At 63.7% G+C, this 24,632-nt stretch carries 21 protein-coding genes and 2 tRNA genes; 14 read left to right on the plus strand and 9 right to left on the minus strand.

Translation table 11 applies throughout. The features are described from left to right. The first annotated feature begins 5 nt into the window (after positions 1–5). Together AC1D05_RS06225 and hmuQ are read left to right on the plus strand one after the other, a co-directional pair. A complete protein-coding gene (locus AC1D05_RS06225) occupies positions 6–449 on the plus strand; it encodes a hypothetical protein (protein ID WP_477439219.1) in 444 nt (147 codons plus the stop codon). Positions 450–669: 220 nt separating this feature from the next. Next, the gene (hmuQ, locus tag AC1D05_RS06230) at positions 670–984 is read left to right on the plus strand and encodes a heme-degrading protein HmuQ (RefSeq protein ID WP_477439221.1); all 315 of its coding nucleotides are present in this window, start codon (positions 670–672) and stop codon (positions 982–984) included. A 43-nt stretch (positions 985–1,027) separates the two neighbouring features. Here the strand turns inward: hmuQ and AC1D05_RS06235 are convergent, their stop codons facing one another. Then, the gene (locus AC1D05_RS06235) at positions 1,028–2,095 is read right to left on the minus strand and encodes a glycosyltransferase (protein WP_477439223.1); all 1,068 of its coding nucleotides are present in this window, start codon (positions 2,093–2,095) and stop codon (positions 1,028–1,030) included. Positions 2,096–2,176: 81 nt separating this feature from the next. Beyond that, on the minus strand, positions 2,177–5,785 hold the full coding sequence (putA, locus tag AC1D05_RS06240; RefSeq protein WP_477439924.1) for a bifunctional proline dehydrogenase/L-glutamate gamma-semialdehyde dehydrogenase PutA: 3,609 nt from the start codon (positions 5,783–5,785) through the stop codon (positions 2,177–2,179). A 164-nt stretch (positions 5,786–5,949) separates the two neighbouring features. Between putA and AC1D05_RS06245 the strand changes: the two genes are divergently transcribed. Continuing rightward, complete coding sequence (locus tag AC1D05_RS06245; protein WP_477439225.1) at positions 5,950–6,402, plus strand: Lrp/AsnC family transcriptional regulator; 453 nt, start codon at positions 5,950–5,952, stop codon at positions 6,400–6,402. A 1-nt stretch (position 6,403) separates the two neighbouring features. Here the strand turns inward: AC1D05_RS06245 and AC1D05_RS06250 are convergent, their stop codons facing one another. Together AC1D05_RS06250 and AC1D05_RS06255 are read right to left on the minus strand one after the other, a co-directional pair. Further along, entirely contained in the window at positions 6,404–7,603 is a 1,200-nt protein-coding gene (locus AC1D05_RS06250) for a cytochrome-c peroxidase (protein WP_477439227.1), read from the minus strand. A gap of 7 nt (positions 7,604–7,610) precedes the next feature. Next, complete coding sequence (locus AC1D05_RS06255; protein ID WP_477439926.1) at positions 7,611–8,060, minus strand: FixH family protein; 450 nt, start codon at positions 8,058–8,060, stop codon at positions 7,611–7,613. Positions 8,061–8,211: 151 nt separating this feature from the next. Here AC1D05_RS06255 and AC1D05_RS06260 point away from each other — a divergent pair, with 151 nt between their 5' ends. Next, positions 8,212–9,132: a sugar kinase gene (locus AC1D05_RS06260; RefSeq protein ID WP_477439229.1), complete on the plus strand. Its 921-nt coding sequence runs from the start codon at positions 8,212–8,214 to the stop codon at positions 9,130–9,132. Positions 9,133–9,144: 12 nt separating this feature from the next. On the opposite strand, the gene AC1D05_RS06265 is transcribed toward AC1D05_RS06260, so the two are convergent. The 3 genes from AC1D05_RS06265 to AC1D05_RS06275 form a co-directional block, all read right to left on the minus strand. Then, positions 9,145–10,167: an aldose epimerase family protein gene (locus AC1D05_RS06265; RefSeq protein WP_477439231.1), complete on the minus strand. Its 1,023-nt coding sequence runs from the start codon at positions 10,165–10,167 to the stop codon at positions 9,145–9,147. Between the two features lie 92 nt (positions 10,168–10,259). Further along, complete coding sequence (locus tag AC1D05_RS06270; RefSeq protein WP_477439233.1) at positions 10,260–11,717, minus strand: NAD-dependent succinate-semialdehyde dehydrogenase; 1,458 nt, start codon at positions 11,715–11,717, stop codon at positions 10,260–10,262. 304 nt (positions 11,718–12,021) lie between these two features. Beyond that, complete coding sequence (locus AC1D05_RS06275) at positions 12,022–12,972, minus strand: AEC family transporter (RefSeq protein WP_477439234.1); 951 nt, start codon at positions 12,970–12,972, stop codon at positions 12,022–12,024. 111 nt (positions 12,973–13,083) lie between these two features. Between AC1D05_RS06275 and AC1D05_RS06280 the strand changes: the two genes are divergently transcribed. After that, positions 13,084–16,104 carry a caspase family protein gene (locus tag AC1D05_RS06280; protein ID WP_477439236.1) on the plus strand — a complete coding sequence of 1,007 codons (3,021 nt, stop codon included), beginning with the start codon at positions 13,084–13,086 and terminating at the stop codon, positions 16,102–16,104. Positions 16,105–16,205: 101 nt separating this feature from the next. Continuing rightward, positions 16,206–16,754 carry a histidine phosphatase family protein gene (locus AC1D05_RS06285; protein WP_477439238.1) on the plus strand — a complete coding sequence of 183 codons (549 nt, stop codon included), beginning with the start codon at positions 16,206–16,208 and terminating at the stop codon, positions 16,752–16,754. On the opposite strand, the gene AC1D05_RS06290 is transcribed toward AC1D05_RS06285, so the two are convergent. Continuing rightward, entirely contained in the window at positions 16,751–17,221 is a 471-nt protein-coding gene (locus tag AC1D05_RS06290; protein ID WP_477439240.1) for a hypothetical protein, read from the minus strand. The two genes, AC1D05_RS06285 and AC1D05_RS06290, sit on opposite strands and share 4 nt — an antisense overlap. Before the next feature lie 16 nt (positions 17,222–17,237). Continuing rightward, a complete protein-coding gene (locus AC1D05_RS06295) occupies positions 17,238–17,489 on the minus strand; it encodes a hypothetical protein (protein ID WP_477439242.1) in 252 nt (83 codons plus the stop codon). 254 nt (positions 17,490–17,743) lie between these two features. Between AC1D05_RS06295 and AC1D05_RS06300 the strand changes: the two genes are divergently transcribed. The 8 genes from AC1D05_RS06300 (at position 17,744) to AC1D05_RS06335 (ending at position 24,563) form a co-directional block, all read left to right on the plus strand. Continuing rightward, a tRNA-OTHER gene (locus AC1D05_RS06300) sits at positions 17,744–17,818 on the plus strand. Between the two features lie 2 nt (positions 17,819–17,820). Next, positions 17,821–17,889: transfer RNA gene (locus tag AC1D05_RS06305), tRNA-Asn, on the plus strand. Positions 17,890–18,251: 362 nt separating this feature from the next. Further along, positions 18,252–19,394: a slipin family protein gene (locus AC1D05_RS06310; RefSeq protein WP_477439244.1), complete on the plus strand. Its 1,143-nt coding sequence runs from the start codon at positions 18,252–18,254 to the stop codon at positions 19,392–19,394. Positions 19,395–19,570: 176 nt separating this feature from the next. Beyond that, positions 19,571–19,852 carry an acyl carrier protein gene (locus tag AC1D05_RS06315; RefSeq protein ID WP_010909964.1) on the plus strand — a complete coding sequence of 94 codons (282 nt, stop codon included), beginning with the start codon at positions 19,571–19,573 and terminating at the stop codon, positions 19,850–19,852. Positions 19,853–19,908: 56 nt separating this feature from the next. Beyond that, the gene (locus AC1D05_RS06320) at positions 19,909–21,099 is read left to right on the plus strand and encodes a beta-ketoacyl-ACP synthase (RefSeq protein WP_477439246.1); all 1,191 of its coding nucleotides are present in this window, start codon (positions 19,909–19,911) and stop codon (positions 21,097–21,099) included. Between the two features lie 50 nt (positions 21,100–21,149). Then, a complete protein-coding gene (locus AC1D05_RS06325) occupies positions 21,150–22,427 on the plus strand; it encodes a beta-ketoacyl-ACP synthase (protein WP_477439248.1) in 1,278 nt (425 codons plus the stop codon). 115 nt (positions 22,428–22,542) lie between these two features. Continuing rightward, positions 22,543–23,571, plus strand: a complete 1,029-nt coding sequence (locus AC1D05_RS06330; protein WP_477439249.1) for a zinc-binding dehydrogenase — start codon at positions 22,543–22,545, stop codon at positions 23,569–23,571. Positions 23,572–23,576: 5 nt separating this feature from the next. Continuing rightward, positions 23,577–24,563 carry a lipid A biosynthesis lauroyl acyltransferase gene (locus AC1D05_RS06335; RefSeq protein ID WP_477439251.1) on the plus strand — a complete coding sequence of 329 codons (987 nt, stop codon included), beginning with the start codon at positions 23,577–23,579 and terminating at the stop codon, positions 24,561–24,563. Positions 24,564–24,632 lie beyond the last annotated feature (69 nt).

The following is a 24,632-nucleotide window of genomic DNA, read 5'->3' on the forward strand; positions in this document are numbered from 1 at the left end:
TGATCATGATGAGCTTGACGACATCCCTTCGTCTGCTGACCTCGACGCTGGCGATGTCGCTTGCGATGGTTCCGGCGTCGGCTGAAGGGTCCGCGCCGGTCCCCGCGCTGACCCTCGAACTCAATGCCGCGCAACCCTCGGACAAGGGCTGCCGGCTGACCTTCCTGGTCAACAACAATCTCGGCGCCGACCTCTCCAAGGCAGCGTTCGAGATCGCGCTGTTCAACGAGGCCGGCGTCGTCGACCGGCTGACCGTGCTCGACTTCAAGGACCTGCCGGCAGGCAAGACCAAGGTGACGCGCTTTGATCTCGCCGGCACCGACTGCACCAAGGTCAGCCGCGTGCTGATCAACAGCGCGACCGAGTGTGCCGGCAGTGGCGTCGAACCGAACGCCTGCATGCGCAAGCTGAAGACGGACACCAAGACCGGCATCGCTTTCGGCGTCTGAGAACGGCGTTGGGACTGCATCCCGCATTCACAGGAAACACCGTGGCCTAGCCAATGGCCGGCCACGGTTCGCTGATACCAGAGGCAAACGATCTTGATTTGACTTTTGCCCGCTGGTCGCTGCAATTTCCGGCCCGCGACATGCCGATCGGCCCCTTCTCGCCTTGACCGCTCAAGCAACTACCCAACATCAACGCTCGCGAATAGCCGAAAGGAACCCCATGTACATCGCCATGAACCGCTTCAAGGTGCAGAACGGCTCGGAAGCCGATTTCGAGGCCGTGTGGAAGAACCGCGATTCCAGCCTTGCCGAGATGAAGGGCTTTCGGGAATTCCATCTGCTGCGCGGCCCGATCAACGAGACCGAAGGCTACACGCTGTTTGCCTCGCACACGGTGTGGGCGAGCCAGGACGATTTCGTTGCCTGGACCAAGTCGGAAAACTTCCGCGCCGCGCACAGGAATGTCGGCACGACGAAAGTCCACTATCTCGGCCACCCGCAGTTCGAAGGATTTTCGGTCGTCGAAGGCGCCTGACGTGGCCTTGCCGGAGCAAATGCAAGCACCTCCGGCGCCCTCGTCATGATCGCGTGGAACCGCGCCCACCCAGCCGACGCAACCACTTGGCAATGTGCAAGCGCAGCCACTGCCAGGGCCGTCCCCGGGTCAGGTGTCGCATCAGCCGCGGATCATCGGCCAGCTCCCTGAACTGACGCACATGCTGCGTCAGGAATGCGGGTATGAATTTGCGCCCGTTGACATCACTGAGCCAGGCTGAATTCTCCAACACATAGTCGACGACATCCGCCGCCAATGTGGTCCTGTAGGCCCGGTAGGCAGGCGTTTGCCCAACATGGCCGCCGGCAAAGCCAGCGCCGGTGGAGGAGACGTTCGACCCGTGCAGGCGATAGAGGCCGAGTCCTTCGGACAGGATGAGGCTGCCGCCGGCCAGATGCGCGCATGTGGCCGTCAGATAATCCGTCCCCACCTTGGCCTTGAACGGGAAGGACAAGACCGATTCCAGCGCGCCACGCCGGTACATGATCGCCGAGCATGGTGACCATAGCCAGCCGGTTGTCGCAGGCGCGAAATAGGTCACCGGATGCTCCGATGCGTGGGCAATCCCGGACGCCATGCCGGCAAGCTGGCCACCAGGCGCAATGGCGAGGCCATTGCCATCGGACCCGGAGCGCGGTTTGCGCAAGGGAAGGAAAGTGCCGCTCACCAAGGTGCCGCTGCCATCGACCAGGAACACATCGGAACTCGACAGCGCGGCCGAATGTGTCGCGTTGAGGTGGGCGGACAGATGCGCCAGGAGAAAATCCGGCAGCCAGGCATCGTCGGCATCGAGAAATACCACGAAAGACGCGTCGGTCGCGGCAAAGCCATCGCGGAATCCCGCGATCTGCCCGCCATTTTGTGAGCGCGCCAACAGGCGCAGGCGCGGATCATCGATGGCTGCCAGAAGCTGGCGGATATGGTCGGCCGAACCGTCGGTCGAGGCGTCGTCGACGATAACGCAGTCCCAGTTCCGGTAGGTCTGCGCCAACACCGAGCGGATCGCCTGTTCGACGTAAGGCCGGTAATTGTAGCAGGTGATGATCACCGCCACGCAAGGCAGCTCAAACGGTGGGGACTTGTCATTCATCTGATTGGTCGCCCCGCTCGAATTGCCGCCCGTGTTTATCCCCGGCAACTCGAGACAAAGCAAGCGAGGTGCGAACAGTCCTTATGCCGCAGCCAGCAGGCTGGCATTGCCGCCAGCCGCTGTGGTGTCGACGCAGACGGCCCGCTCATGCGCATAGGCCGCCGGGTTGAGCACCTCGCTGACCAGCGGCACGATCGGGCCAGTCCTGTCGGCGATGACCTTGCGCACGATGCGCGCAGCCTCCGGTGTGCCCGAAAAAGCCACGACATCGACGCGCAGCGAGCGCGCTTCGACCGGATCAGGCCGGCCATCTATAGCAGCCAATGGCAAGCCCTTGCCGGTCAATGCGTAGAGTGCGGCCGGCGCTCCTGGCGCCACAGCCAGCACCGCATTGCCTGCGGCAAGCGCCTGGATCGTCTGGGCAAGCAGCGTGTCGGCATCCGGCCCCAGGCACAGCACACGGCCGCGTGGTGACAGCGACAGCGTGTTGGCCTCGCCGGTCGGCCCGGGCAGGTCGACCTGACCGAAATCGATTGCAGCGGCGGCGCCAATGGCGGCGGCCCCCTTGCCGCGCAGATGCTTCCTCAGGATGGCGATCCGGTCCGGGCGCGTCGACCAGCCGCCAAGCGCCGGATCGGGCAGATTGTCGGCCAACTCGGTCGCCGTCACCTTGTGGCCTTCGCCTACATGCGTACCGGCCTCCGGCCCCTTGCGGAAACGCCGGAGATAGTGCGGGCCGCCGGCCTTCGGACCGGTGCCGGACAATCCCTCGCCGCCGAATGGCTGCGAACCGACGACGGCGCCGATCTGGTTGCGGTTGACGTAAATGTTGCCGGCATGGATGCCGTCGACGAAATGCTGCACACGGCCTTCGATGCGGGTGTGCAGGCCGAAGGTCAGGCCATAGCCCTTGCGATTGATCGCGGCGATGACCGCGTCGATCTCATCGGAGTCGAAGGTGGCGACATGCAACACCGGCCCGAACACTTCGCGGTCCAGCTCCTCGATGCCCTTGACCCGGAAGACATGCGGCGCGACGAAGCGGCCGTCCTTCGGCGCCTCGAGTTTGGCGATCAGCCGGCCCTCGAGACCCTTCTTCGTGCAATAGTCGCGGATCGAGGCCTGCGCTTCATCATCGATGACCGGACCGACATCGGTTGAAATCTGCCAGGGATCACCGATGTTGAGCGCCTCCATGGCGCCCTTCAGCATCTCCAGCATCTTCTTCTCGACATCCTTCTGGACATAGAGCACGCGCAGCGCCGAGCAGCGCTGACCGGCGCTCTGGAAGGCCGAGGCCAGGATGTCGCGCACCGCCTGTTCGGGCAGCGCGGTGGAATCGACGATCATCGCATTCAAGCCGCCGGTCTCGGCGATCAGCATGGCGTCGGGTGCCGCGGTCTCGGCCAGCTGCTTCTCGATCAGCTTGGCGACCTCGGTCGAGCCAGTGAAGCAGACGCCGGCAATGCGCGGATCAGCGGTGAGCGGGCCACCGACCGAGGGGCCGTCGCCGGGCAGCAACTGGATGACGTCTTCCGGCACGCCGGCCTCGCGCAGCAACTCGACGGCGCGGAAGGCGATCAGCGGCGTCTGCTCGGCCGGCTTGGCGATGACCGAATTGCCGGTGACCAGTGCCGCCGCGATCTGGCCGGTGAAGATGGCGAGCGGGAAATTCCACGGCGAGATGCAGACGATGGCGCCGCGCGCCTGCGTGCCGGCTTCGTTGTTGGCCGCTTCGGCAGCGTAGTAGCGCAGGAAGTCGACGGCCTCACGGACCTCGGCGACGCCGTCAGCCAGCGATTTGCCGGCCTCGCGGGTTGCCAGCGCGAAGAACTCGACGGCATTGGCCTCATAGAGGTCGGCGGCACGGTCGAGGATGGCGGCACGCTCGGCAACCGGACGTTTTGCCCAGGCAGGCTGCGCCTCCACTGCGAAGCGTACGGCGGTGGCCACCTGCTTGGCGGCGGCCTCGCTGACGGTGCCGACCACTTCGTCAGGCTTGGCCGGATTGACGATCGGACGCTGCTTGCCGTAGCCGGCGGCGCGCGTGATCGGCTTGGCATGCCAGCGGTCGGGACCCGCAAAGGCCGCCCTGGCCTTGTCGATCGCCGCCAGCGTCACCGTGTCGGTGATGTCGAACCCCTTGGAGTTGCGGCGGCTGGAGCCAAAGATTTGGGACGGCCGGGCAATCGCCGGATTGGCTGCAGGACCCTGGTCCTCGACCGTTTCGAGCGGATCGCGAGCGATGTCCTCCGGCTCGACATCCTCATCGGTCAGCTGGTGCACGAAGGAGGAATTGGCGCCGTTCTCCAGCAGCCGACGGACCAGATAGGCCAGCAGGTCCGAATGCGCGCCGACCGGCGCATAGATGCGGCAACGCGTACCTTCGGCCTGGCGCACGGTCTCGTGCAGTGCCTCGCCCATGCCATGCAGGCGCTGGAACTCGAAGGAGTCGCGGCTTTCCGCCATCGACAGGATGGCGGCGACGGTGTGCGCGTTGTGGGTGGCGAATTGCGGATAGATGCGGTCGGTCATGCCAAGCAGTTTTTTGGCGCAAGCCATGTAGGAGACGTCGGTGTTGGCCTTGCGGGTGAAGACGGGATAACCCGTGAGCCCCAGCGTCTGCGCTCGCTTGATCTCGGTGTCCCAATAGGCACCCTTGACCAGCCGCACCATGATGTTGCGGTCGTATTTCTTGGCCAGCGCGTAAAGCCAGTCGATGGCGAAGGCCGCGCGTGGTCCATACGCCTGCACCACTACGCCAAAGCCGTTCCAGCCGGCGAGCTCCGGCTCGGCCAGCACCCGCTCGATGACATCGAGCGACAGATCGAGACGGTCGGCCTCTTCGGCATCGATGTTGAGGCCCATGCGCGAGTGCCTCGCTGCGAGCGCCAGCGACAACAGCCGCTCGGCCATGACCGGCAGCATCTCTTCCTTCTGCGCCACCTCGTAGCGCGGATGCAGCGCCGAGAGCTTGACCGAGATGCCATGATTCTGGCGGATGTCTGGGCCGTTGGAGCCGGAATCGAGCGACGAAATCGCATCGGCATAGGCCTTGAGATAGCGCAAGGCATCAGCCTCGGTGCGGGCCGCTTCGCCCAGCATGTCGAACGAATAGAGATAGCCCTTTTGAATCATCGGCCGGCCGCGCTTGACGGCTTCCGCGATGGTGCGGCCGAGCACGAACTGTTCGCCCATCTCGCGCATGGCGGCGGCCACCGCCTTGCGGATGACCGGCTCGCCCAGCCGTCGCACCATCGAGCGCAGCGTGCCTTCGATGCCGCCCTCGCCCTCATCCAACACGCGACCGGTCAGCATCAGCGCCCAGGTCGAGGCGTTGACGAAGATCGAGCTCGAACCGCCGGAATGCGCTGACCAGTCATGCGGCGCGATCTTGTCGGCGATGAGATCGTCCATCGTCTCGGTATCCGGCACGCGCAGCAGCGCCTCGGCCAGGCACATCAGCGCCACGCCTTCCTTGGTCGACAGGCCGTAGGCGGAGAGGAAGACTTCCATCAGTCGGGGATCGGACGAGCCGCGCACCGCCCGCACCAGATCAACGGCGCGCGCCGAGATCGCATCGCGATCCCGAGCCGAAAGCCCTGTCGCTTCGGCGAGCCGTTTCACGGCCTCGTCTTCGTCAGGCAAATAGTTGGCACGGATCTGCTGGCGGATGGTGTCGAGCGGCATGGCGGGGTCCCGTGGAGCGAGCATCAGGGAGCGGTCCGGCGGTCACCGGACCGAATGGCGCAAGCTAGCACAGGCGCGAATTTCAGTCGGTCCAAAGAAATCGACATCACAGGCCATTTGATCCATCATAGCGACGCAAGATCAACGAATGGACTGCCCTTTTGATGACGGAAGACCAATTGGACCGCATCGACCGGAACATCCTGTCGGCACTGGCAAGCAATGGCCGGCTTTCCATGTCGGAACTGGCAGCAAAGGTCGGCCTGTCGAAGACGCCGGTGCAGGCGCGGGTCAAGCGGCTGGAGAAGGACGGCTATATCAGGGGCTACCAGGCGATCATCGACCGCGAGCGCATGGGCGAAGGCCATGTCGCCTTCGTGCAGGTAAAACTGTCCGATACCCGCTCCGCCGCGCTCGACGCTTTCAACCGATCCGTGCAGTCCGTACCGGAGATCGAGCAGTGCCACATGATGGCGTCGAGCTTCGACTATCTGCTGAAGGTCCGCACCAAGGACATCGCCGCCTACCGCCGCGTTCTGGGCGAGCGTATCTCGGCGCTTCCGCATGTCGCCCAGACCTCGACCTTCGTGGCGATGGAGACAGTGAAGGATCGATAGGTCATTCCGCCAAAGTCTTCAAAAACGCCACCAGTGCTGCGCGTTCGCGATCCGACAGCTGCAACGGGTGAATTTCGGATGTGCCCTCGACGCTGGGCGCAGCCTTGGCGTAGTGCGCCACCACCTCGTCGAGCGACGAAAACTGCCCGGCATGCATGTAGGGTGGTCGAGTGGCTGCGCCGCGCAACGACGGCGTCTTGTAAGCGCGGATCAGTTGCGGCGCATCCTTGACCATGAAACGCAGCTCGCCGCAGGCGCTCGCGTCGCCATCGCGGAAGGCGCCAAGACAGTTGAACGGATCGGCCTCGACCTGTGCCACCGCATCAATACGCCCGTGATCCGGCGGCAAACCCGCAACGGGCGGCACGCCGGTGTTGTGAAAACTGTTGTCGGTGAAGCGCGGGCCGTTGTGGCAGGTCACGCAATTGGCCTTGCCGATGAACAGTTTCAGCCCAAGGATTTCTTCGCGCGTAAAAACCGCATCGCCCTTCGGTTCGGCGCCAGTGGCGAGGTCCAGCGCAAAGCGGTCGAAGCGCGTCTGCGCCGGCTCGATCGAGCGTTCGAAGGCGGCAATCGCCTTGCCGATATTGGCATAGACGCCGTTAATCGCGTCACGCTGCGCGCCGCTCATGGCGTTCCAGGCCGCCTTCTCGGCATCGGTTCCAAGCGGGCTGGCATTTGCTGGCATGCCGGCAAAGTCGGGCAGCGGCCCGAAGATGCGCTCGTAGCGCTCGCCAAAGCGCGTCTTGATGTAGCGTGCGTAGGCGGTGCGGTTTCCAGCCTGCTCCAGCGGGTTTTCGAGCGGCGTCAGTGCTTGCGCCCACAGGCTGTCGCGGCGGCCGTCCCAGAAGAACCAGGGGGCACGCGCCACGCCCGCCAGCGCCATGGTGCGACGGTTGGTGCGGCCGACGCCCACCGCTTGCGGTAGGTCGTCCTGGAACTGCCGGTCGATCTTGTGGCAGGTCGAGCACGAGACCGTGCCGTCGCGGCTCATGCCGAGGTCGAAGAACAGCGTCGAGCCGAGCGCCGCGGCGGCCGGCACGTCGGCGAACCGGTTGGTGGTGTCGGGCTTCAGCGACGGCAACGTGTTCAACGCCAGCGAAGCGATGGTCTTCTTTTCGGCGTCGGAAAAGTCCGGCTTGCCGCAGCCGACGAGGATGACGGCGACCATCAGCGCCAGAAAGCAGAAAAGGCGCTTCATCGATCGCTCACAGCACCACGTTGAACAGTACCGTGTCGGAGCCGGCGCCGGACGAGATGGCGAAACGAAGTTGCCACCAGCCGCTCATCGTGAACTTGACCCCTTCGATCCGGTAGCGTCCGTCGCCGAGATAATCGGTGACCTGCGGGCTGGTCGGCAGGCCGTGATTGTGTTGCGGCATGCCGCCGGAGATGGCGATCGCGGCGCGCTCCACCGAAGCCCCTGTCTTTGTTTTCAGGGTCAGCAGCCAGGATTCCAGTTCGCCCTGCCGCACCACGCCCCGTTCCGGCACGAAGCTCGCCATGTATAGCCCGTTGTCGGTTTTCTTCGTCCGCGAGACATCCGGGCCGGCAAGCTGCGCCGATTGTGGCGCAGTCAGATAGACAACCGCGAGAACGCCGACCAGCAGAGCAGCCAGACCAAGACCCGCCAGGAGATAACGCCATATCGATGCCAAACCGGTTCCTCTTCTGCGGATAACGTTCTGCCGGGTGGATCGCATCCCGCCAGCCTGTGGGAAAACGCTGTGACGCAAAAAAGCCTGCTTGCCAAGCATGGCGCTGCCGCCGGCAAAAAGCTACAGCACCGAAATCATCGGAGGATTGCAGATGGCGGGAAACGGCGTCGCCTCGATCGGCGAATGCATGCTCGAACTGTCGGGCCAGGCCGGCCCGAACTGGCGCATGGGTTTTGCCGGCGACACGTTCAACACGCTGTGGGCGCTGCATGCGCTGAGCGGCGACCGGCCGGCGACCTATGTCTCCGCCTTCGGCGACGACCCCTTCTCGCGGGGCCAGATCGCCTTCTTCGCCGAAAACGGCATCGGCATCGGTTCCAGTCCGGTGGTACCAGGCGCGCGGCCCGGCCTCTATGCGATCACGCTGACAGGGGCCGAGCGCTCCTTCACTTACTGGCGCGGCGACGCCGCCGCGCGACAGCTTGCTTCGGATCCCACAGCATTGTCGAAAAACCTGGAAAATCAGGCGCTTGTGTACTTTTCCGGAATCACTTTGGCAATTCTGGACGATGCCGCGCGCAAAACGTTGTTGGCTGCCGTAGCCAGAGCCCGCACAGCGGGCTCGCTGATCGCCTTCGACCCCAACTACCGGCCACGCCTCTGGCACCGGCGCGAGGACGCGCAGGCGGCGATCGTCGAAGCGCTCGGCGTCACCGACATCGCGCTGCCAACCTTCCCCGACGAGCAGATGCTGTTTGAGGATGCAACGCCGCGGGCGACCGCCGACCGGCTCCGGCAATGGGTCGGCGAGGTCGTCGTCAAGAACGGCGAGCAGCCGGCGCTGATTGCTGAAAACAGGACACTGCACGACGTGCCGGCGATCCATGTCGCGGCCCCTGTCGACACCACCGGCGCCGGCGATTCCTTCAATGGCGGCTATCTCGCGGCGCGTCTTGCCGGCCATGGCCCGCAGGAAGCGGCAAGCCGGGCCCATCGCGTCGCCGCCGCCGTGGTGCAGGTCCGCGGCGCGCTGGCGCCATTCGAGACACTACGAGCGGCGTTCGAAAACTAGCCGTCTGGAAAACTACGGTAGGCGGAACCGGTATTCCGTCACATGATGGTAGATCGCGCCTGGCCACAGCGTCGCTTGCGGGAAGTATGGCCGGTTCGGTGCATCCGGCCATATTTGCGGCTCCAGGCAGAAGCCGGAAAAAGCCTTGTAGTCCCGCCCTTCCAGCCCCTTGCGCGGCGTCACATACTGGCCGGTATAGAGCTGGACGCCAGGCTCCGTGGTCCAGACCTCCATCTCGACGCCGGAGCTTGCCCCTTGCGCCCATGCGGCTTGCCGCAGCGGCCCGCGCGCCGAAGCAAGGCAGAAATTCTGGTCGTAGGGCAGTTGCTCGCCCTCGGTCTCCATGCGGAGTGGCCGCGCCTGGCGAAAGTCGAAAGGCGTGCCGTCAACCGGCTTGACCACGCCGGTCGGGATCATGTCGCCGTCGACAGGCAGATAGGCGCCGGCATTCAGCATCATTCTGTGGTCGAGAATGTCGCCGGCGCCGCCATCGTCGAGGTTGAAATAGGAATGCTGGCTGAGATTGCACAGCGTCGGCTCCTCGCAGGTCGCCGTCAGCTCGACGCTGAGCGTGCCGGGGATCTTCAGCCGGTAGGTGCAGGTGACGTCGAGCGCGCCGGGAAAACCCATCGTGCCGTCGGGATCGTGCAGAGTCAGCGTGACGAAGTCCCTGCCGTGCAAAGAAACTGTCCACGGCCGGTGCGAATAGCCTTGCGAGCCGCCATGCAGCGTGTGCTTGCCGAGGAAGTTCTGTTCGGTCTGGTAGCGATTGCCGGCGATGGTAAAACGGCCATCATGGATGCGATTGGCGTAGCGACCGACGACCGCGCCAAAGAACGTGTTATTGGTCTCATAGGCCTCCAGATTGTCGTAGCCAAGCACCAGCGGCGCATCGTGCCCGGTCAGGCGCAAATCCTGGATGACAGCACCGAGCCCGATGATGTTGGCAGTGATACCGCCGCCCCTGATGGTGAAGCGGCGCACCGCCTCGCCCGCCTGCGTCGTGCCGAAAACCTCGCCGTCCTTCATCGCCATGCCCGCAAATGCCAGTAGATCCAGAGGACTTCGGCTGGTTTTCCCATAAGAGATGGGCAGGCAATTAGCCTCCCCATCTCAAGACCAGTCTATCAGAGGCCGAGGCCGCCGATGCACACATATTTGGTATCGAGGTAATCCTCGATGCCCTGATGGCCGCCTTCCTTGCCGAGGCCCGATTCCTTGACGCCGCCGAACGGCGCCTCGGGCGTGGTGATGAGGCCTTCATTGACGCCGACCATGCCGTATTTCAGCCCTTCCATGACGCGGAAAGCGCGGCCGAGGTCGCCGGTGTAGAAATAGCAGGCGAGGCCGAATTCGGTGTCGTTGGCGAGCGCGATTGCTTCCGCTTCAGTCTCGAACTTGAACACCGGAGCGACCGGGCCAAAGATCTCTTCCTTCATGAAGCGCATCTTCGGCGTCGCGTTGGCGATGACCGTCGGCTGGAAGAACGAACCGCCCAGAGCATGGCGCTTGCCGCCGGCGACGATCTTGCCACCCTTCGAGGTGGCGTCGCCGATCAGCTCCTCGACCTTCTCGACCGCCTTCTCGTCGATCAGCGGTCCCTGCTGCACGCCCTCTTCGAGGCCGGAACCGACCTTCAGCCCGTTGCTGGCCGCGGCCAGCTTCTCGACGAACTTGTCATAGACGCCGGCCTGAACCAGGAAGCGGTTGGTGCAGACGCAGGTCTGGCCGGAATTGCGGTACTTGGCGGTGATGGCACCGGCCACGGCACGCTCGAGGTCGGCGTCGTCGAAGACAATGAACGGCGCATTGCCGCCGAGCTCCATCGACACCTTCTTGACGGTGACGGACGACTTCTGGATGAGCAACTTGCCGACCTCGGTCGATCCGGTGAAGGTGATCTTCGACACCAGCGGGTTGGCGCAGATTTCGTCGCCGATCTCGCTGGCCGAACCGGTCAGGATGTTGACGACGCCCTTGGGGAAGCCGACTTCCTCGGCCAGCGCGCCCCAGGCAAGACCCGAGTACGGCGTCTGCGAGGCCGGCTTGACGACAGCGGTGCAGCCGGCGGCAAGTGCGGGGCCAAGCTTGCGGGCCAGCATCGAGGACGGGAAATTCCACGGCGTGATCGCGGCTATGACGCCGACTGGCTCCTTGGTCACCAGGATGCGGCGGTCCGCCCATGGCGAGGGCACGACGTCTCCATAGGTGCGGCGGCCTTCCTCGGCGAACCACAGAATGTAGGCCGCGGCCGAGCCGATCTCGCCCTTCGATTCGAACAGCGACTTGCCCTGCTCGATGGTCAAGAGCTCGGCCAGCACGTCCTGATTGTCCATCATCGCGTCATGCAGCTTGCGCAGCAGCTTCGAGCGCTCGAGCGCAGTGGTCTTGCGCCAGGTCTTGAAAGCCTCGGCGGCGGCTTCGATGGCACGGCGGGTCTCGGCCTTGCCCGATTTCGGCACGGTGCCGATCTTGAGGCCGGTGGCCGGGTTGTTGACGTCGACCGTCTGGCCGCTGTCGGCCTGCACCCATTCGCCGTTGATGAGATTGGCCTGCCGCATGAAATGGCTGGTTTTCTGAAGCATGGTTTAGCCTCCGCTCGGCGCACTGACGGGCCGGTATCTGGATTTTCTTCGATGAACGTGCCCGATGGTAACGAGGCCGGGACACTGGAGCCAGTGCTCTTTACCTAGGGCAAGCCACGCAATCAATTGCAAGATGGCATATAGGCTTTGGGCCAGCGCGAAACCAGCCGAAGACGAACTGGAGCAATTCCAGGAAAAGTGTGAAGCGGTTTTCCCGGGAAGAGCGCATAGCGCTTTCCCTTGGGAATTGCGTTAAAACAAAGAGCTAGAGTGGTTCGCCGTTTCCGTGAAACGGTGAACTGCTCTAGCCGTAGACGTGGAGAACCACCGTCAGCCAGAAAGCCGTGGTGACGGCGGCACAGGCCGTGGCGATGGTCATCTGGTTCGATGCCAACGCCTGGCCGGTGTTGAACTGTACGGCGATGAGATAGGAATTGATGCCGGACGGCAGCGCCGCCACCACGACCGCCACCTTGGCCGTCAGGGGCGGCAGGCCGAGCAGCCAGACGAAGACGAGCACCAGTGCCGGCATCAAGAACAGTTTCAGCACTGATAGCGCCAGTGCCGGTCGGACATTGCCGGAAACGCCGAAGCGGCGCAGGCTGAGCCCCATGGCAAACAGCGCCACCGGCCCTGCCGTGTCGGCCAGCGCATCGACCAGCCGCATGAGGAGGTCCGGCAGCGGCACGCCGCTGAGCCGCCATGCCAGCCCGAGCAGAATGCCAATGATCAGCGGATTGATGAACAGCCGCCTCAGGAAGCTGCGGATGATGCGCAACGGATGGACGGGGTCACCTCCGCTGCGGCCGAACATCTCGAACAGCACGATCGAGGCCATCATCATCACAGGCAGATGCACGGAAACCAGCAGCGACAGCACTTCGAAGCCGCTCGGGCCGAAGATGCCAAGAATGAAGGGAGCGCCGAGCAGCACCACATTGGAGTAGGCCGACGACACGCCGCCGACGACACCGGCACGCGCGTCGCGTCCGAAAATTCGCGTGGTGACGAGATGGCCGGCGGCCCAGGTGATCGCCACCGCCATGAAATAAGCCCCCCATAACGGCCAAGGCGCCACGCCGTGGAAATCTGCATTCACCATCGTCTGGAACAGAAGCAGCGGCATCGCCACCGAGACCGCGAAGTCCGATATCCCCTCGCCGCTTGCCGGTCTGAGATAGCCGGTCAGCCCGGCGAGATAGCCGAGCGCAACCAGGCTGAAGACGAAAAGCACGGTTTCTGTGAGCGGAGACATTTTTCAGGGATAGGCGAGCCACGCGCGCGGCGCAATCGCGCCCGAATTTGATCATGGTATGCTGGCAGCGTTATAGAGGGTTTGGAATATCTGGGCGGACACGAACGACAAATGACCTTTGTCGAAACCTCAGGACGCAATTTTCTAGCGCGGATGTGGCTGACGGCCTTCGTCGCCGCGCTGTTTTGTCTTGCCGCGACGGCGCTTGCATTTGCCGAGACGAAGAGCCTCAAGGGCGTGGCGCTGATCATCGGCCAGTCGAATTACCTGCACATCGCCGCCCTGCCCAACCCGGCCAATGATGCCCGCGATATGGCCAAGATGCTGACCGACCTCGGCTTCGACGCCCGCAACGTCACCGATCGCGATGCGTCGAAATTGAAGCGCGACCTCGAACGCTTCGTCGAGGATGCCGAGGGCGCTGACGTCGCCTTCATCTATTACTCCGGCCATGGCATCGAAGCCGGCGGCGAGAATTATCTGGTTCCGGTCGATGCCGACGTCTCGTCGCTCAAGGATGCAGGCCAGGCGTTGGTGCCGATATCAGCCGTCATGGATGAGTTGAAGAAGACCGTGCCGGTAACAATCGTGCTGCTCGATGCCTGCCGTACCAATCCGTTTCCGGCGGACGCCGTGGTGCGCCGGGCGCCGACCGCTTCCGCCGAGCCGATTGGCGCTGGCGGGCTGGAACCGGTGCGCGGCGCCAAGGCGCTTGGCAATGCGCCGGCGCAAGATGCGAGCCTCGGCACGGTGGTCGGCTTCGCCGCCGAACCGGGCCGCCCGGCGCTCGATGGGGCCGCCGGCGAAAACAGCCCCTACGCGGCCGCGCTGCTGCGCCACCTCGCGGCGATGAAAGGCACGGAGTTCGGCTCGGTCATGCGCATGGTGACGGAGGAGGTCTATCTCGACACCAAGGCGAAGCAGCGCCCATGGGTCAATGAAAGCCTGCGCCGGCTGCTCTATTTTGGCGTGGCGCCACCGGAACCGACCGGCGACGACGGGCTGATCACCGGCGAAAGGCGGCAACTGCTCCTGACCATATCCGACCTGCCGGACCCGAAGCGGGCGCAGGTGGAACTGGCCTCTCTGCAAGACGGCGTACCGCTCGACGCGCTCTATGGCGTGCTGAGGGCCCTCGGCACCGACAATATCCCGGAAGACCCGACCGACCTGCAGGAGGTGTTGGACAGCCAGGCCGAGCGCCTGAAGAAGATGATGTCGGAACGCGCCGCACTGCGCACCGATGATCCGGAGATCAAGCGCCTCGTCGCCTCCGCCGACAAGGCCATCGGCCAGGGCGCCATGGTGACGGCGCGCAAATTCCTCGATGACGCGGTCGGCAGGGTCGAGCAGAACAGCGGTGCGGTTGACGAGGCCGAGGAACAGGTCCGACAGAAACGCATCGCCGACGCCGCCATCTATGCCAAACGCGCCGACGCCGCCGCACTGGTCTTCGACTACAAATCCGCCGCCAACGACTATGCCAAGGCCTTCTCGCTGGCCGAGAAATGGGACGACAAGCTGCGCTGGAATTACAAGAACCAGGAAGCCGAGGCGCTCAATTCTTACGGTTACGCCACCGGCGATCTCGATGCACTGCAACACGCGATCGAAGCATATCGCGTCATCCTGAATTTCATTCCCAATGGCGAGCAGAACCGCGACTGGGCAATCACCCGCAACAACATGGCGGTTGTGCTGCAGACCATCGGTGAGCGAGAGACCGAAACCGCACATCTGGAAGAAGCAGCGCAGATTTTCAGCGATTCGCTCATCGTCTTTGAGCGTGAGAAGGACGACCGCAACTGGGCCGCCGCGCAGAATAATCTCGCCAATGTGTTGTTGAAGATCGGCGAACGCGAGAGCGACCCGAAGCGCCTCAACGAGGCGGTGGCGGCGATGCGTGCCACGCTGGAAAAGCGACCGCGCGACAAGCTGCCGCTCGACTGGGCCGCTTCGCAGAACAATCTCGGCCTGGCGCTCTTTGCGCTCTCCGAGCGTGATCCCGCCGGCGAGCATCTAAAGGACGCGGAAGCCGCCTACCGGCTGGCGCTCGAAGAATACACGCGCGAGAAAGCGCCCGTGGAGTGGGCGATGGTCGAGAACAATCTCGGCAACACGCTGGTGACGCTTGGCATCCAGCTCAACGACAAGGCGAAGATCAACGACGCGGTCGATGCCTTCCGCGCCGCGCTGAAGGTGCGAACCCGCGAGACCTTTCCGGTCTCCTGGGCGACCAGCCGGCTCAACCTCGGCAATGCGTTGAGCGGTGTCGCCCGCTTCGATATGGGCACGGGCACGCTCGAAGAGGCCGCCGCGGCCTATGACGACGCGCTGACGGTGTTTACCCGGCAGCGCTTCCCCATGGATTGGGCGTCGGCGCAGAACAATCTCGGCTCGATCTACCAGACGCTTGGCCAGAGGACCCGTGACGCGGCCAAGCTGGAGCAGTCGGCCGCAGCGTTCCAGGCGGCGCGGCAGGTCTATGTCAGGCGGAAATTCCCGCAGGATTGGGCCATGAGCTATTACAATCTCGGCAACACGCTGCAGCTGCTTGGCGGCGTGACGGACAAGCCCGAGCACTACAACGAGGCGGTCGACGCCTACGGCAATGCGTTGCGCGAGTACAAGCGCGAGACAAATCCGCGGCAATGGGCGCTGGCCCAGGCCGGCCTCGGCTCTACTTTGCACTGGCTGAGCATGAGCAATGCCGATCCGAAAACCCTGCGGGATTCTATCGCAGCCCGGCGGGCGGCCCTCGAAGTGCTGACCATCGAGACGGCGCCCGTCGACTGGGCCAACGCGCAGAACGGCATCGGCATGAGCCTGCTCAACCTCGGCAATATCGAACGGACCGGCAAATATCTCGACGAGGCCGAGGCGGCTTTCACGGCGACGCTGAAAGTCTTCACCAGGGAAACCCAGCCCATGCAGTGGGCCTTCGAGCAGAATAATCTTGGCGACATCCACTGGAACCGCGCCAGCTATGGCGGCGGCAAGGCTGAGTATCTCAAGGCCATCGAGTTCTTCGAGAACGCCAAGCGGGGTTTTACCGAGGCCGGCTACACCCTCCCCATCCCGCTGACCGACCAGAAGATCGATCTGGTGAAAAAGCAAATCGCCAAAAAGTGAGACTTGAGACGCGGCCGGCTTCTGGCTTGTCTTTGTGCCCGCTTTCCAATCCCTATATGCGAATGGTCGGAGTCTGATGCCAGGCTCCTGGAAGGACTGCGATGATTCGATTTGCCCTGGCCTTGTTCCTGCTCGTCATTCCCGTCGCCGCCCATGCCACGGATGCCGGCTGGGCGCTGCTGCGCGATGGCGGCCATGTCGTGCTGCTGCGCCATGCCATGGTCACCGGCACCACCGATCCGGCCAATTTCGACATCGACAGCTGCGCCAGCCAGATGAACCTGTCGGCGCGCGGCAAGCAGCAGGCGAGCAAGATCGGCGCTTTGTTTGCCGCCCGCGCCGCGCCCATCGAGCGCGTCCTGTCCAGCCGCTATTGCCGCTGCCTCGACACCGCGCGCATCGCCTTCGAGGCCGAGCCGGAGCTGTTTGCGCCGCTCGATCTGCTGAAAGGCGACGAAGCCCAGAAGGCGGCACAGATCGCCGCGATCATGAAAGAAATCCGCGCCTATTCAGGCTCCGACAATCTGGTCATGGTCACCCATCTGGAAGACATCGTGGCGCTCACCGGCATCTCGCCGCGCGAGGGTGAGGCCGTGGTCGTCGAACCGCAAGGCGACGGCCTGCGCGTGCTCGGCCGCGTCACCTTCTAACGATGACCAGCGCCAGCTGACGTCTCAGCGAGCAGCCACGCATCGATGAGGACTTTCCACGTCTCGATCATTTGCGCGAAGGCATCCTCCGTCAGTTCAGACAGATAGGATTCTCCCGCCGCGTTCAGAGCCGTGAACGTATAGGCAATCGATGCCTCGGTGCCGCCATCGACAGCCGAATGGCAGGTCACTTCGACAAATCCGAAACGTGAGTCCGGTGTGACCCTGACATAGCGGACACGATGCGCGATCGGATCCCAATCGGCGCAGGCCCACAGCGTCGTCTCGTCGCCGTGGACGGTTCGGAAAACCATGCCTTGCCGCGTTTCTCCACCTTGCGGATGCAGAAATTCCGGATCCCAGCCCTCCACCCACAAAGTCTCGCCGATCGGCGTAAACAGCGGGAAGACGCGGTCGACCGGACCGGAAAGGACGATGCTGTGGCTGCGCTCAAGATGGGACGTCATCCGCCTTCCCTTCCATTCAGTCAGAGGATGGCGTTTCAGTCAGACGGTGGCTGTCGGCCGCGCCAAGCTCCAGCCCGTAGATGCGTTTCAACTGGCTGATTGTTTCGAGCGTCTCCGGTGAAAACGGCGCCTGCCCTTCGAAAGCATGCAGCACGATACCCTCGATGAGATCGCCGAGGCTCATGTCGCGATGCTCGGCCAGCGCCTTGAGCACCTTCACCAGCCGTTTCTCCAGGCGCACGCCGGTTTGTATACGTTCGATGTTCATCGCAGTTTGTACCATGGTACATTGGTACAATCAATATTCGCGCTGGCGCCGACTGGCACTGTTGCCGAAATGCCACCGCCGAAAGAAGCCGCAAATTCGCCGCGACAATGCCGCTTGCGACAACCCGTCGCAGGGGCTATAGGCGCGCACCCGGTCACGAAAACCGAAGCGAGCACAACGGTTGGAGCTTTCGTCTCCGCCCGTGCAGGCGGCTTTGCCGCCCTGTATACGGCGCCGCTTTGGGGATTGGGATTGCGGGTGTAGCTCAGAGGTGAGAGCGCCGGATTTAGGTCCGGAGGTCGAGGGTTCGAGTCCCTTCATCCACACCACGGATAGCTCAGTTTGGTAGAGCATCAGATTGTTAATCTGACTGTCGAAGGTTCGATTCCTTCTCCATTGGCCTGATAAGCCAGCACCCTGCCACGGTGTTATCTGAAAACGGTCCGGGGACTGGAATGCTGAAGACCTCACGGGACGGCCGAAGCCTTCGGGCCAAGGCCGTATCGAAAGGTCCGACGCCATCAGCTCGCGGCCAGGTCCGCGGTGACGATCAAGGCGCAGCGTCGCCGGCAAGAGAGGCCAAGGCCTCAGGCGCCCGCTTCACTGCCCCGCGATCCGCTCCCGAAGGCCCGCTGCGATTTGATGCCACCAGTCCCCGGATCATTCGTGCCCGGACCATGACGACGTGAAACGAGAAACGAAGGGAAGATCGACGCATGAGTTGACGCCTCGCATGGGGCCATGCCCGACAGGAGTAAGACAATGACTGTTCTCGACAAGATTCTTGGACGCGAGCGCGTCCTCGTAAGGGAAAACGAACGTGCCCTCACCCTCTACAAGGGGGAGATCAAGGCTGTCCTGCTGCCGGGTGAGCATTGGCTCGCCAACCGGCGCGGAAGCCTGGAAGTATCCCGGCACGATCTGAAGAACCCGGAATTCGTTTCGGCATACGAGAAGGCGTTGTTCGACAAGCTCCCGGATGTGGCCGCGCGTCATTTCACCGTCGTTCGCACCGGGCGCACGGACGTCGCCGTCATCGAGCGTGACGGCAATCTGCATGCCGTTCTGGCCCCGGACCGCAAGCTGGTGCTGTGGACGGATGCCGGACCGTGGAAGGTGACAATGGTCGACACTTCGGCCGACCTCGCCATCGATCCGGCCGTCATGCGCCGGCTCGGCCAGGCCCGGAAGGCAGAGTTGATGTCGGTCTATCCGGTCATCGACGGCCAGGCGGGGCTGCTGTTCGTCGACGGTGTCCTGGTCCGGACGCTGGCTGCGGGCGTGCATGCTTTCTGGAGCGTCGGACGCATGGTGCAGGTCAAGGTCGTCGACCGCAAGCGCCAGTCGCTCGACGTCGCCGGGCAGGAAGTGCTGACCAAGGATCGCGTCACGATCCGGGTCAACATCGCTGCCGAATACCGGGTCGTCGATCCGGTCAAGGCGGTGAGCGCGGTGAAGGACTTCTCCGAAGCCCTCTACCGCGCCCTGCAGTACGCCTTCCGCAAGACGCTTGGCGGGCTGACGCTTGACCAGATCCTTGAAAAGAAGGTGACAGTCGACGAGGAAGCCGCGGCCAAGGTCCGTGCCGACATGGCCGAGATCGGGGTCGAGGTCAGCGATATCACGCTCAAGGATGTCATCCTCCCGGGCGAGATGCGCGAGATCCTCAACCAGGTGGTGTCGGCCGAAAAGCAGGCCGAGGCCAACGTCATCCGCCGCCGCGAGGAGACGAACGCCACGCGTTCGCTGCTCAACACGGCCCGGGTGATGGCGGAGAACCCGGTGATGCTGCGGCTGAAGGAGCTCGAGGCTCTGGAAACCATCGCCGGTAAGGTCGAGCGGCTGACCGTTCACAACGGAACGGGCGGGCTGCTGAACGACCTGGTCAAGCTCCGTGAGAGTTGAGCTGACGTAACGGTAACGGGAAGGGCCGCCGGGTTGACCGGCGGCCCTTCTTGCGTTTCCTAGGCACGCTTCCCATCTGCGCCCGGACTATCAGGCCTTTTCCTGCCGGGAAAAACCGATTAGACAGCGCCCAAACAAGATGCGGACAGATTCCGCCCGCAAAGAAGGAAAAGCCCTTGTCCACCACGTTCGACAAAGTCGCCAAGATCATTGCCGACACCAGCGAGATCGATATCGACACCATTACGCCCGAAAGCCACACGATCGACGATCTCGGCATCGACAGCCTCGATTTCCTCGACATCGTCTTTGCCATCGACAAGGAATTCGGCATCAAGGTGCCGCTGGAAAAGTGGACCCAGGAAGTCAATGACGGCAAGGCTTCGACCGACGACTACTTCGTCATGAAGAACCTGTGCGCCAAGATCGACGCGCTGGTCGCCGCCAAGACCGCCTGACGTCAGTTGAGCGCGCGACCTTGACGCGCTCTGCCACCTGACCCACAAAGCCGCTCATGAGCAGCCCCCGCGACGTCGTCATCACTGGTATCGGCCTTGTCTCCTCGCTGGGAGAAGGCCCTGACGCCCACTGGCAGAAGCTGGCGCAGCCGGGCCTGCAGCCGGTGCTCGAAGCCGCGCGCTTTGCGCCCTACACCGTCCATCCGCTGCCGGAAATCGACTGGAACCTGCAGATCGCCAAGCGCGGCGACCAGCGGCAGATGGAGACATGGCAGCGGCTCGGCACCTATGCCGCCGGGCTTGCGCTCGACGACGCCGGCATCAAAGGCAATGACGAGCTCTGCACAACCATGGACATGGTGGTGGCTGCCGGCGGCGGCGAGCGCGACGAGGCTGTCGATGCCGCCATTCTCGCCGCATCCGAGAGCCGCAACGACCGCGACGTGCTGCTCAACGAGAAGCTGACCACCGAATTGCGGCCGACCCTGTTCCTGGCCCAACTCTCCAACCTGCTCGCCGGCAACATCTCCATCGTCCACAAGGTGACCGGCTCGTCGCGCACCTTCATGGGCGAAGAAGGCGCCGGTGTTTCCGCCGTCGAGACGGCCGCTGCCCGCATCCGCTCCGGCCAGTCCACCCACGTCCTGGTCGGCGGCGCTTTCCAGACAGAACACTCCGACATGCTGCTGGGTTATGAGCTCGCCGGCTATCTGCATCGCGGCGCCTGGAAACCTGTCTGGCAAAGACAGGGCGCCGAGGGCGGCGGTGTTGTAACTGGCTCCGGCGGTGCCTTCCTGGTGCTGGAACAGCGCGAACACGCGATGAGCCGCGGGCGCAAGATTTATGCAGAGCTCGGACCGGTCGTTTCCGGCCGCGCCAGGCGGTCGCGTGGAGAACTCGATGCCGAGATCGCCGCACTGCTCGGCCAGGCGGCGCTGCCGAACGGCAAGCTGCTGGCACTTTCCGGCGCCTCGGGCGCGCATGCCGCGACCACTGCCGAGAAGGCAGCGCTCGATGCCAATCCGGCGATATCAGCGCGCGGCTTCTCGACGCTGACCGGGCATATGAAGGAAGCGCAGTTTCCGTTCGCCGTGGCGCTGGCGGCACTCGCCGTCGACCGCAAGGCCGCCTACCCTGTCTTCGATGCCGCAACCGAGAAGCCATTCGAAGGCATTCCCGCAAGCGTCCTTGCAACGGCGATCGGCTATCACCAATTCGAGGGCATGGCGCTGGTCAACGCCGCGTAAGGCGGCGCCCGCGATCCATGCTGCAACGATAAACGCTCGAGGGCTCCCGGATGGCCAATCTGAACGATCACATGGGCAGGCCAATCGTCGCCGTCACCGGCATCGGCGTGGTCACATCGCTTGGCGTCGGCAAATCAGACAATTGGGCGGCGTTGACCTCCGGCAAGTCGGGCATTCACCCGATCACCCGCTTTCCCATCGATCAACTGAACACCCGCATCTCCGGCATGGTCGATTTCCTGCCGTCGAGTTCGAAAGGTGCCAGCCCGCTCACCTATGAGCTAGCCGAGCTTGCTGGCCTCGAAGCGGTGACTGAAGCCGGTCTTAATTCCAGCGATTTCGGCGGACCGCTCTTCCTCGCATCGCCGCCGGTTGAACTCGACTGGGCCGAGCGCTTCTCGCTCTACAATTCTGACAAGGACAAGGATGACACCGCCGCCGAAAGACTGCTTCGGGTGGCGCGTAGCCTGAAAGAGCTGGATATTTTCGAGACCACCCAGTTCGGTTCGATCGCCGATCGCCTTGCCGACCGCCTTGGCACACGCGGTCTGCCGATCACCCTGTCGACGGCTTGCGCTTCAGGTGCCACCGCGATCCAGCTCGGTGTCGAGGCGATCCGACGCGGCGAATGCGACCGTGCGCTATCGATCGGCGCTGACGGTTCCGCCACCGCCGAGGCATTGATCCGTTTCTCATTGCTTTCGGCACTCTCCACGCACAACGACATTCCCGAAAAGGCATCGAAGCCTTTCTCCAGGGATCGCGACGGCTTCGTGTTGGCCGAGGGATCCGGGGCGCTGGTATTGGAATCGCTTGAGGCGGCATTGGCTCGCGGCGCGACTATTCTTGGCGTCCTGGGCGGTTGCGGCGAGAAGGCCGACGACTTCCACCGCACCCGCTCGAAGCCGGACGCTTCGCCGGCCATTGCCGCGGTTCGCGCCGCCCTCGACGATGCCGGCCTGAGTGAAGACGAGATCGACTATGTCAACGCCCACGGCACGTCGACCCCCGAGAACGACAAGATGGAACATCTGGCGCTGTCGACCGTGTTCGGCGAGCGCATAAGCTCTATGCCGGTCTCGTCGAACAAGTCGATGATCGGCCACACCCTGTCTGCGGCGGGCGCCGTCGAGGCGGCGTTTTCGCTGATGACGATGCGTGAAAGCGTCATTCCGCCGACCATCAACTACGACAATCCCGACCCGGCGATCGTGCTCGACGTGGTGCCCAACAAGAAGCGCAACGCCGAGGTTCGCAGCGTTCTGTCGAACTCCTTCGGCTTCGGCGGCCAGAACACTTGCCTTGTCATGGCACGGGAACCGGTCTAAGCGAGCGCTTCCGCCAATGCATGTCGCGCAAAAGTGAACTCGGTTTTGCGACCACGACATGCATAAAACAACGAACTAAAGCGCAACGCGCTTTAGAACAGAACCGGCAGGTTTTATGCGCGCACTGCAACTTATCGAGGACCGCCGTCTTGAAACGGTGGACCTGCCGCCCCCGCCGCCACCCGCACTCGGCGAAGTCACGCTGCGCATCAAGGCGGTGGCGTTGAACCATATCGACGTCTGGGGCTGGCGCGGCATGGCCTTCGCCAAGCGCAAGCTGCCGCTGGTCGTCGGCGCCGAAGCCTCCGGAGAGGTCGAGGCGGTGGGTCCCGGCGTGTCCAGCCTGCTGCCCGGACAATTGGTGTCGATCTATGGCGCGCGCACCTGCGGCCTTTGCCGCGCCTGCCGCGAAGGCCGCGACAATCTCTGCGAACATGTTTCCGGCGTCCACGGCTTCCATCTCGACGGCTTCGCACAGGAGAAGATCAACCTGCCGGCGCGCCTGCTCGTGCCGGCCCCGCCCGGCGTGACCGACATCGGCGCTGCTGTCGCGCCGGTCACCTTCGGCACCGTCGAGCACATGCTGTTCGACAATGCCAAGCTGCAGCCCGGCGAAACCATCCTCGTCCATGCCGGCGGCTCCGGCATCGGCTCCGCGGCGATCCAGTTGGCCAAGCGGATGGGCTGCACCATCATCACCACGGTCGGCTCCAACGACAAGATCGACAAGGCCAAGGCGCTGGGCGCCGACCACGTCATCAACTACCGCGACGACCGTTTCGAAGGCGTCGTGCGCAAGCTGACCAGGAAGAAGGGCGTCGATGTCGTGTTCGAACATGTCGGCGCCGACACTTTTGCCGGCTCGATGCTGTGCCTGAAGCGCGGCGGCCGCCTGGTCACTTGCGGTTCGACCTCGGGCGTGTCGACGCAGATCAATCTCATGCAGCTCTTCCAGCAGCAATTGAAACTGCTGGGATCCTTCGGCTGCCGCATGGAGAACATGGCCAACGCCATGCAGAAGATGGCGGCCGGACAGGTCGCACCGGTCATCGACACCGAGGTCGGCTTCAGCGATATCGATGCCGCGCTGAAGCGCATGGAAGGCCGCGACGTCTTCGGCAAGATCATCCTGCGCGTCGGCTAAAGCCTGTGTTCAAGAAGTTTCGCCGGGATTTGAGATATCGCTACGGCAGGCAACTGCGCCAGCTGAACTACTGGCTGGTTGCCCGCGCGGCGATGATCATCATCTCGATACTGCGCCTGCTGCCGGCCGACAGCGCGCTGAATTTCGCCGACCGCGTGGCGCGCCTGATCGGCCCCAGGGTGGGGCGTCATCAGGTCGCCATCGACAATCTGCGCAAGGCCTATCCGGACAAGAGCGAGGACGAAATCCAGGCCATCGCCTCCGATATGTGGGGCAACATGGCCCGCCTTGCCGCCGAATACATCTTCCTCGACGCCCTGTTCGACTATGACCCAGCCGCCAGCAAGCCCGGCCGCGTCGAGGTCAAGGGAACAGAGCATTTCGTTGAGATCGCCGCCGAAAAGCAGCCGCACATCGTCTTCACCGGACATCTCGGCAATTTCGAACTGTTGCCAGTGGCGGCGGCAACCTTCGGCATGAATATCACGGCGCTGTTTCGCCCGCCCAACAACCCCTACCTCGCCGACTACATCCTCTCGACACGGCGCTCGACCATGGGATCGCTGCTGCCGTCGATGGCCGGCGCCTCATTCGCCTTGGCCGGAGTGCTGGAAAATGGTGGCAATATCGGCGTCCTCGTCGACCAGAAATTCTCCAATGGCCTCGACACGACCTTCTTCGGCCGTCCCTGCCAGAGCAACCGCGTGCTCGGCACTCTTGCCCGCCACTATAACTGCGACGTCTATCCGGCGCGTTGCATCAGATTGCCGGGCAACCGCTTCCGGCTCGAGATCGAGGACAAGCTGGTCTTGCCGCGCACCGCCGACGGCAGCGTCGACGTCCACGCCACCACCCAGATGCTGAACGACGTGGTCGAGCGCTGGGTGCGCGAGGATCCCGGCCAGTGGATGTGGTTCCACAAAAGGTGGGAGATCACCAACTGGCGGCGCAGAAGGCGGGCGCAGGCAAAGGCGCCGGCCGCGAACAGCTGACCCCGCACGCTGGAGTGTTTGCCGCAGCCATTTCCGGGACTCATGGGCCTACGATCCAGACATTCGTAA

It is taken from the genome of Mesorhizobium sp. P2_E9, assembly GCF_056403815.1.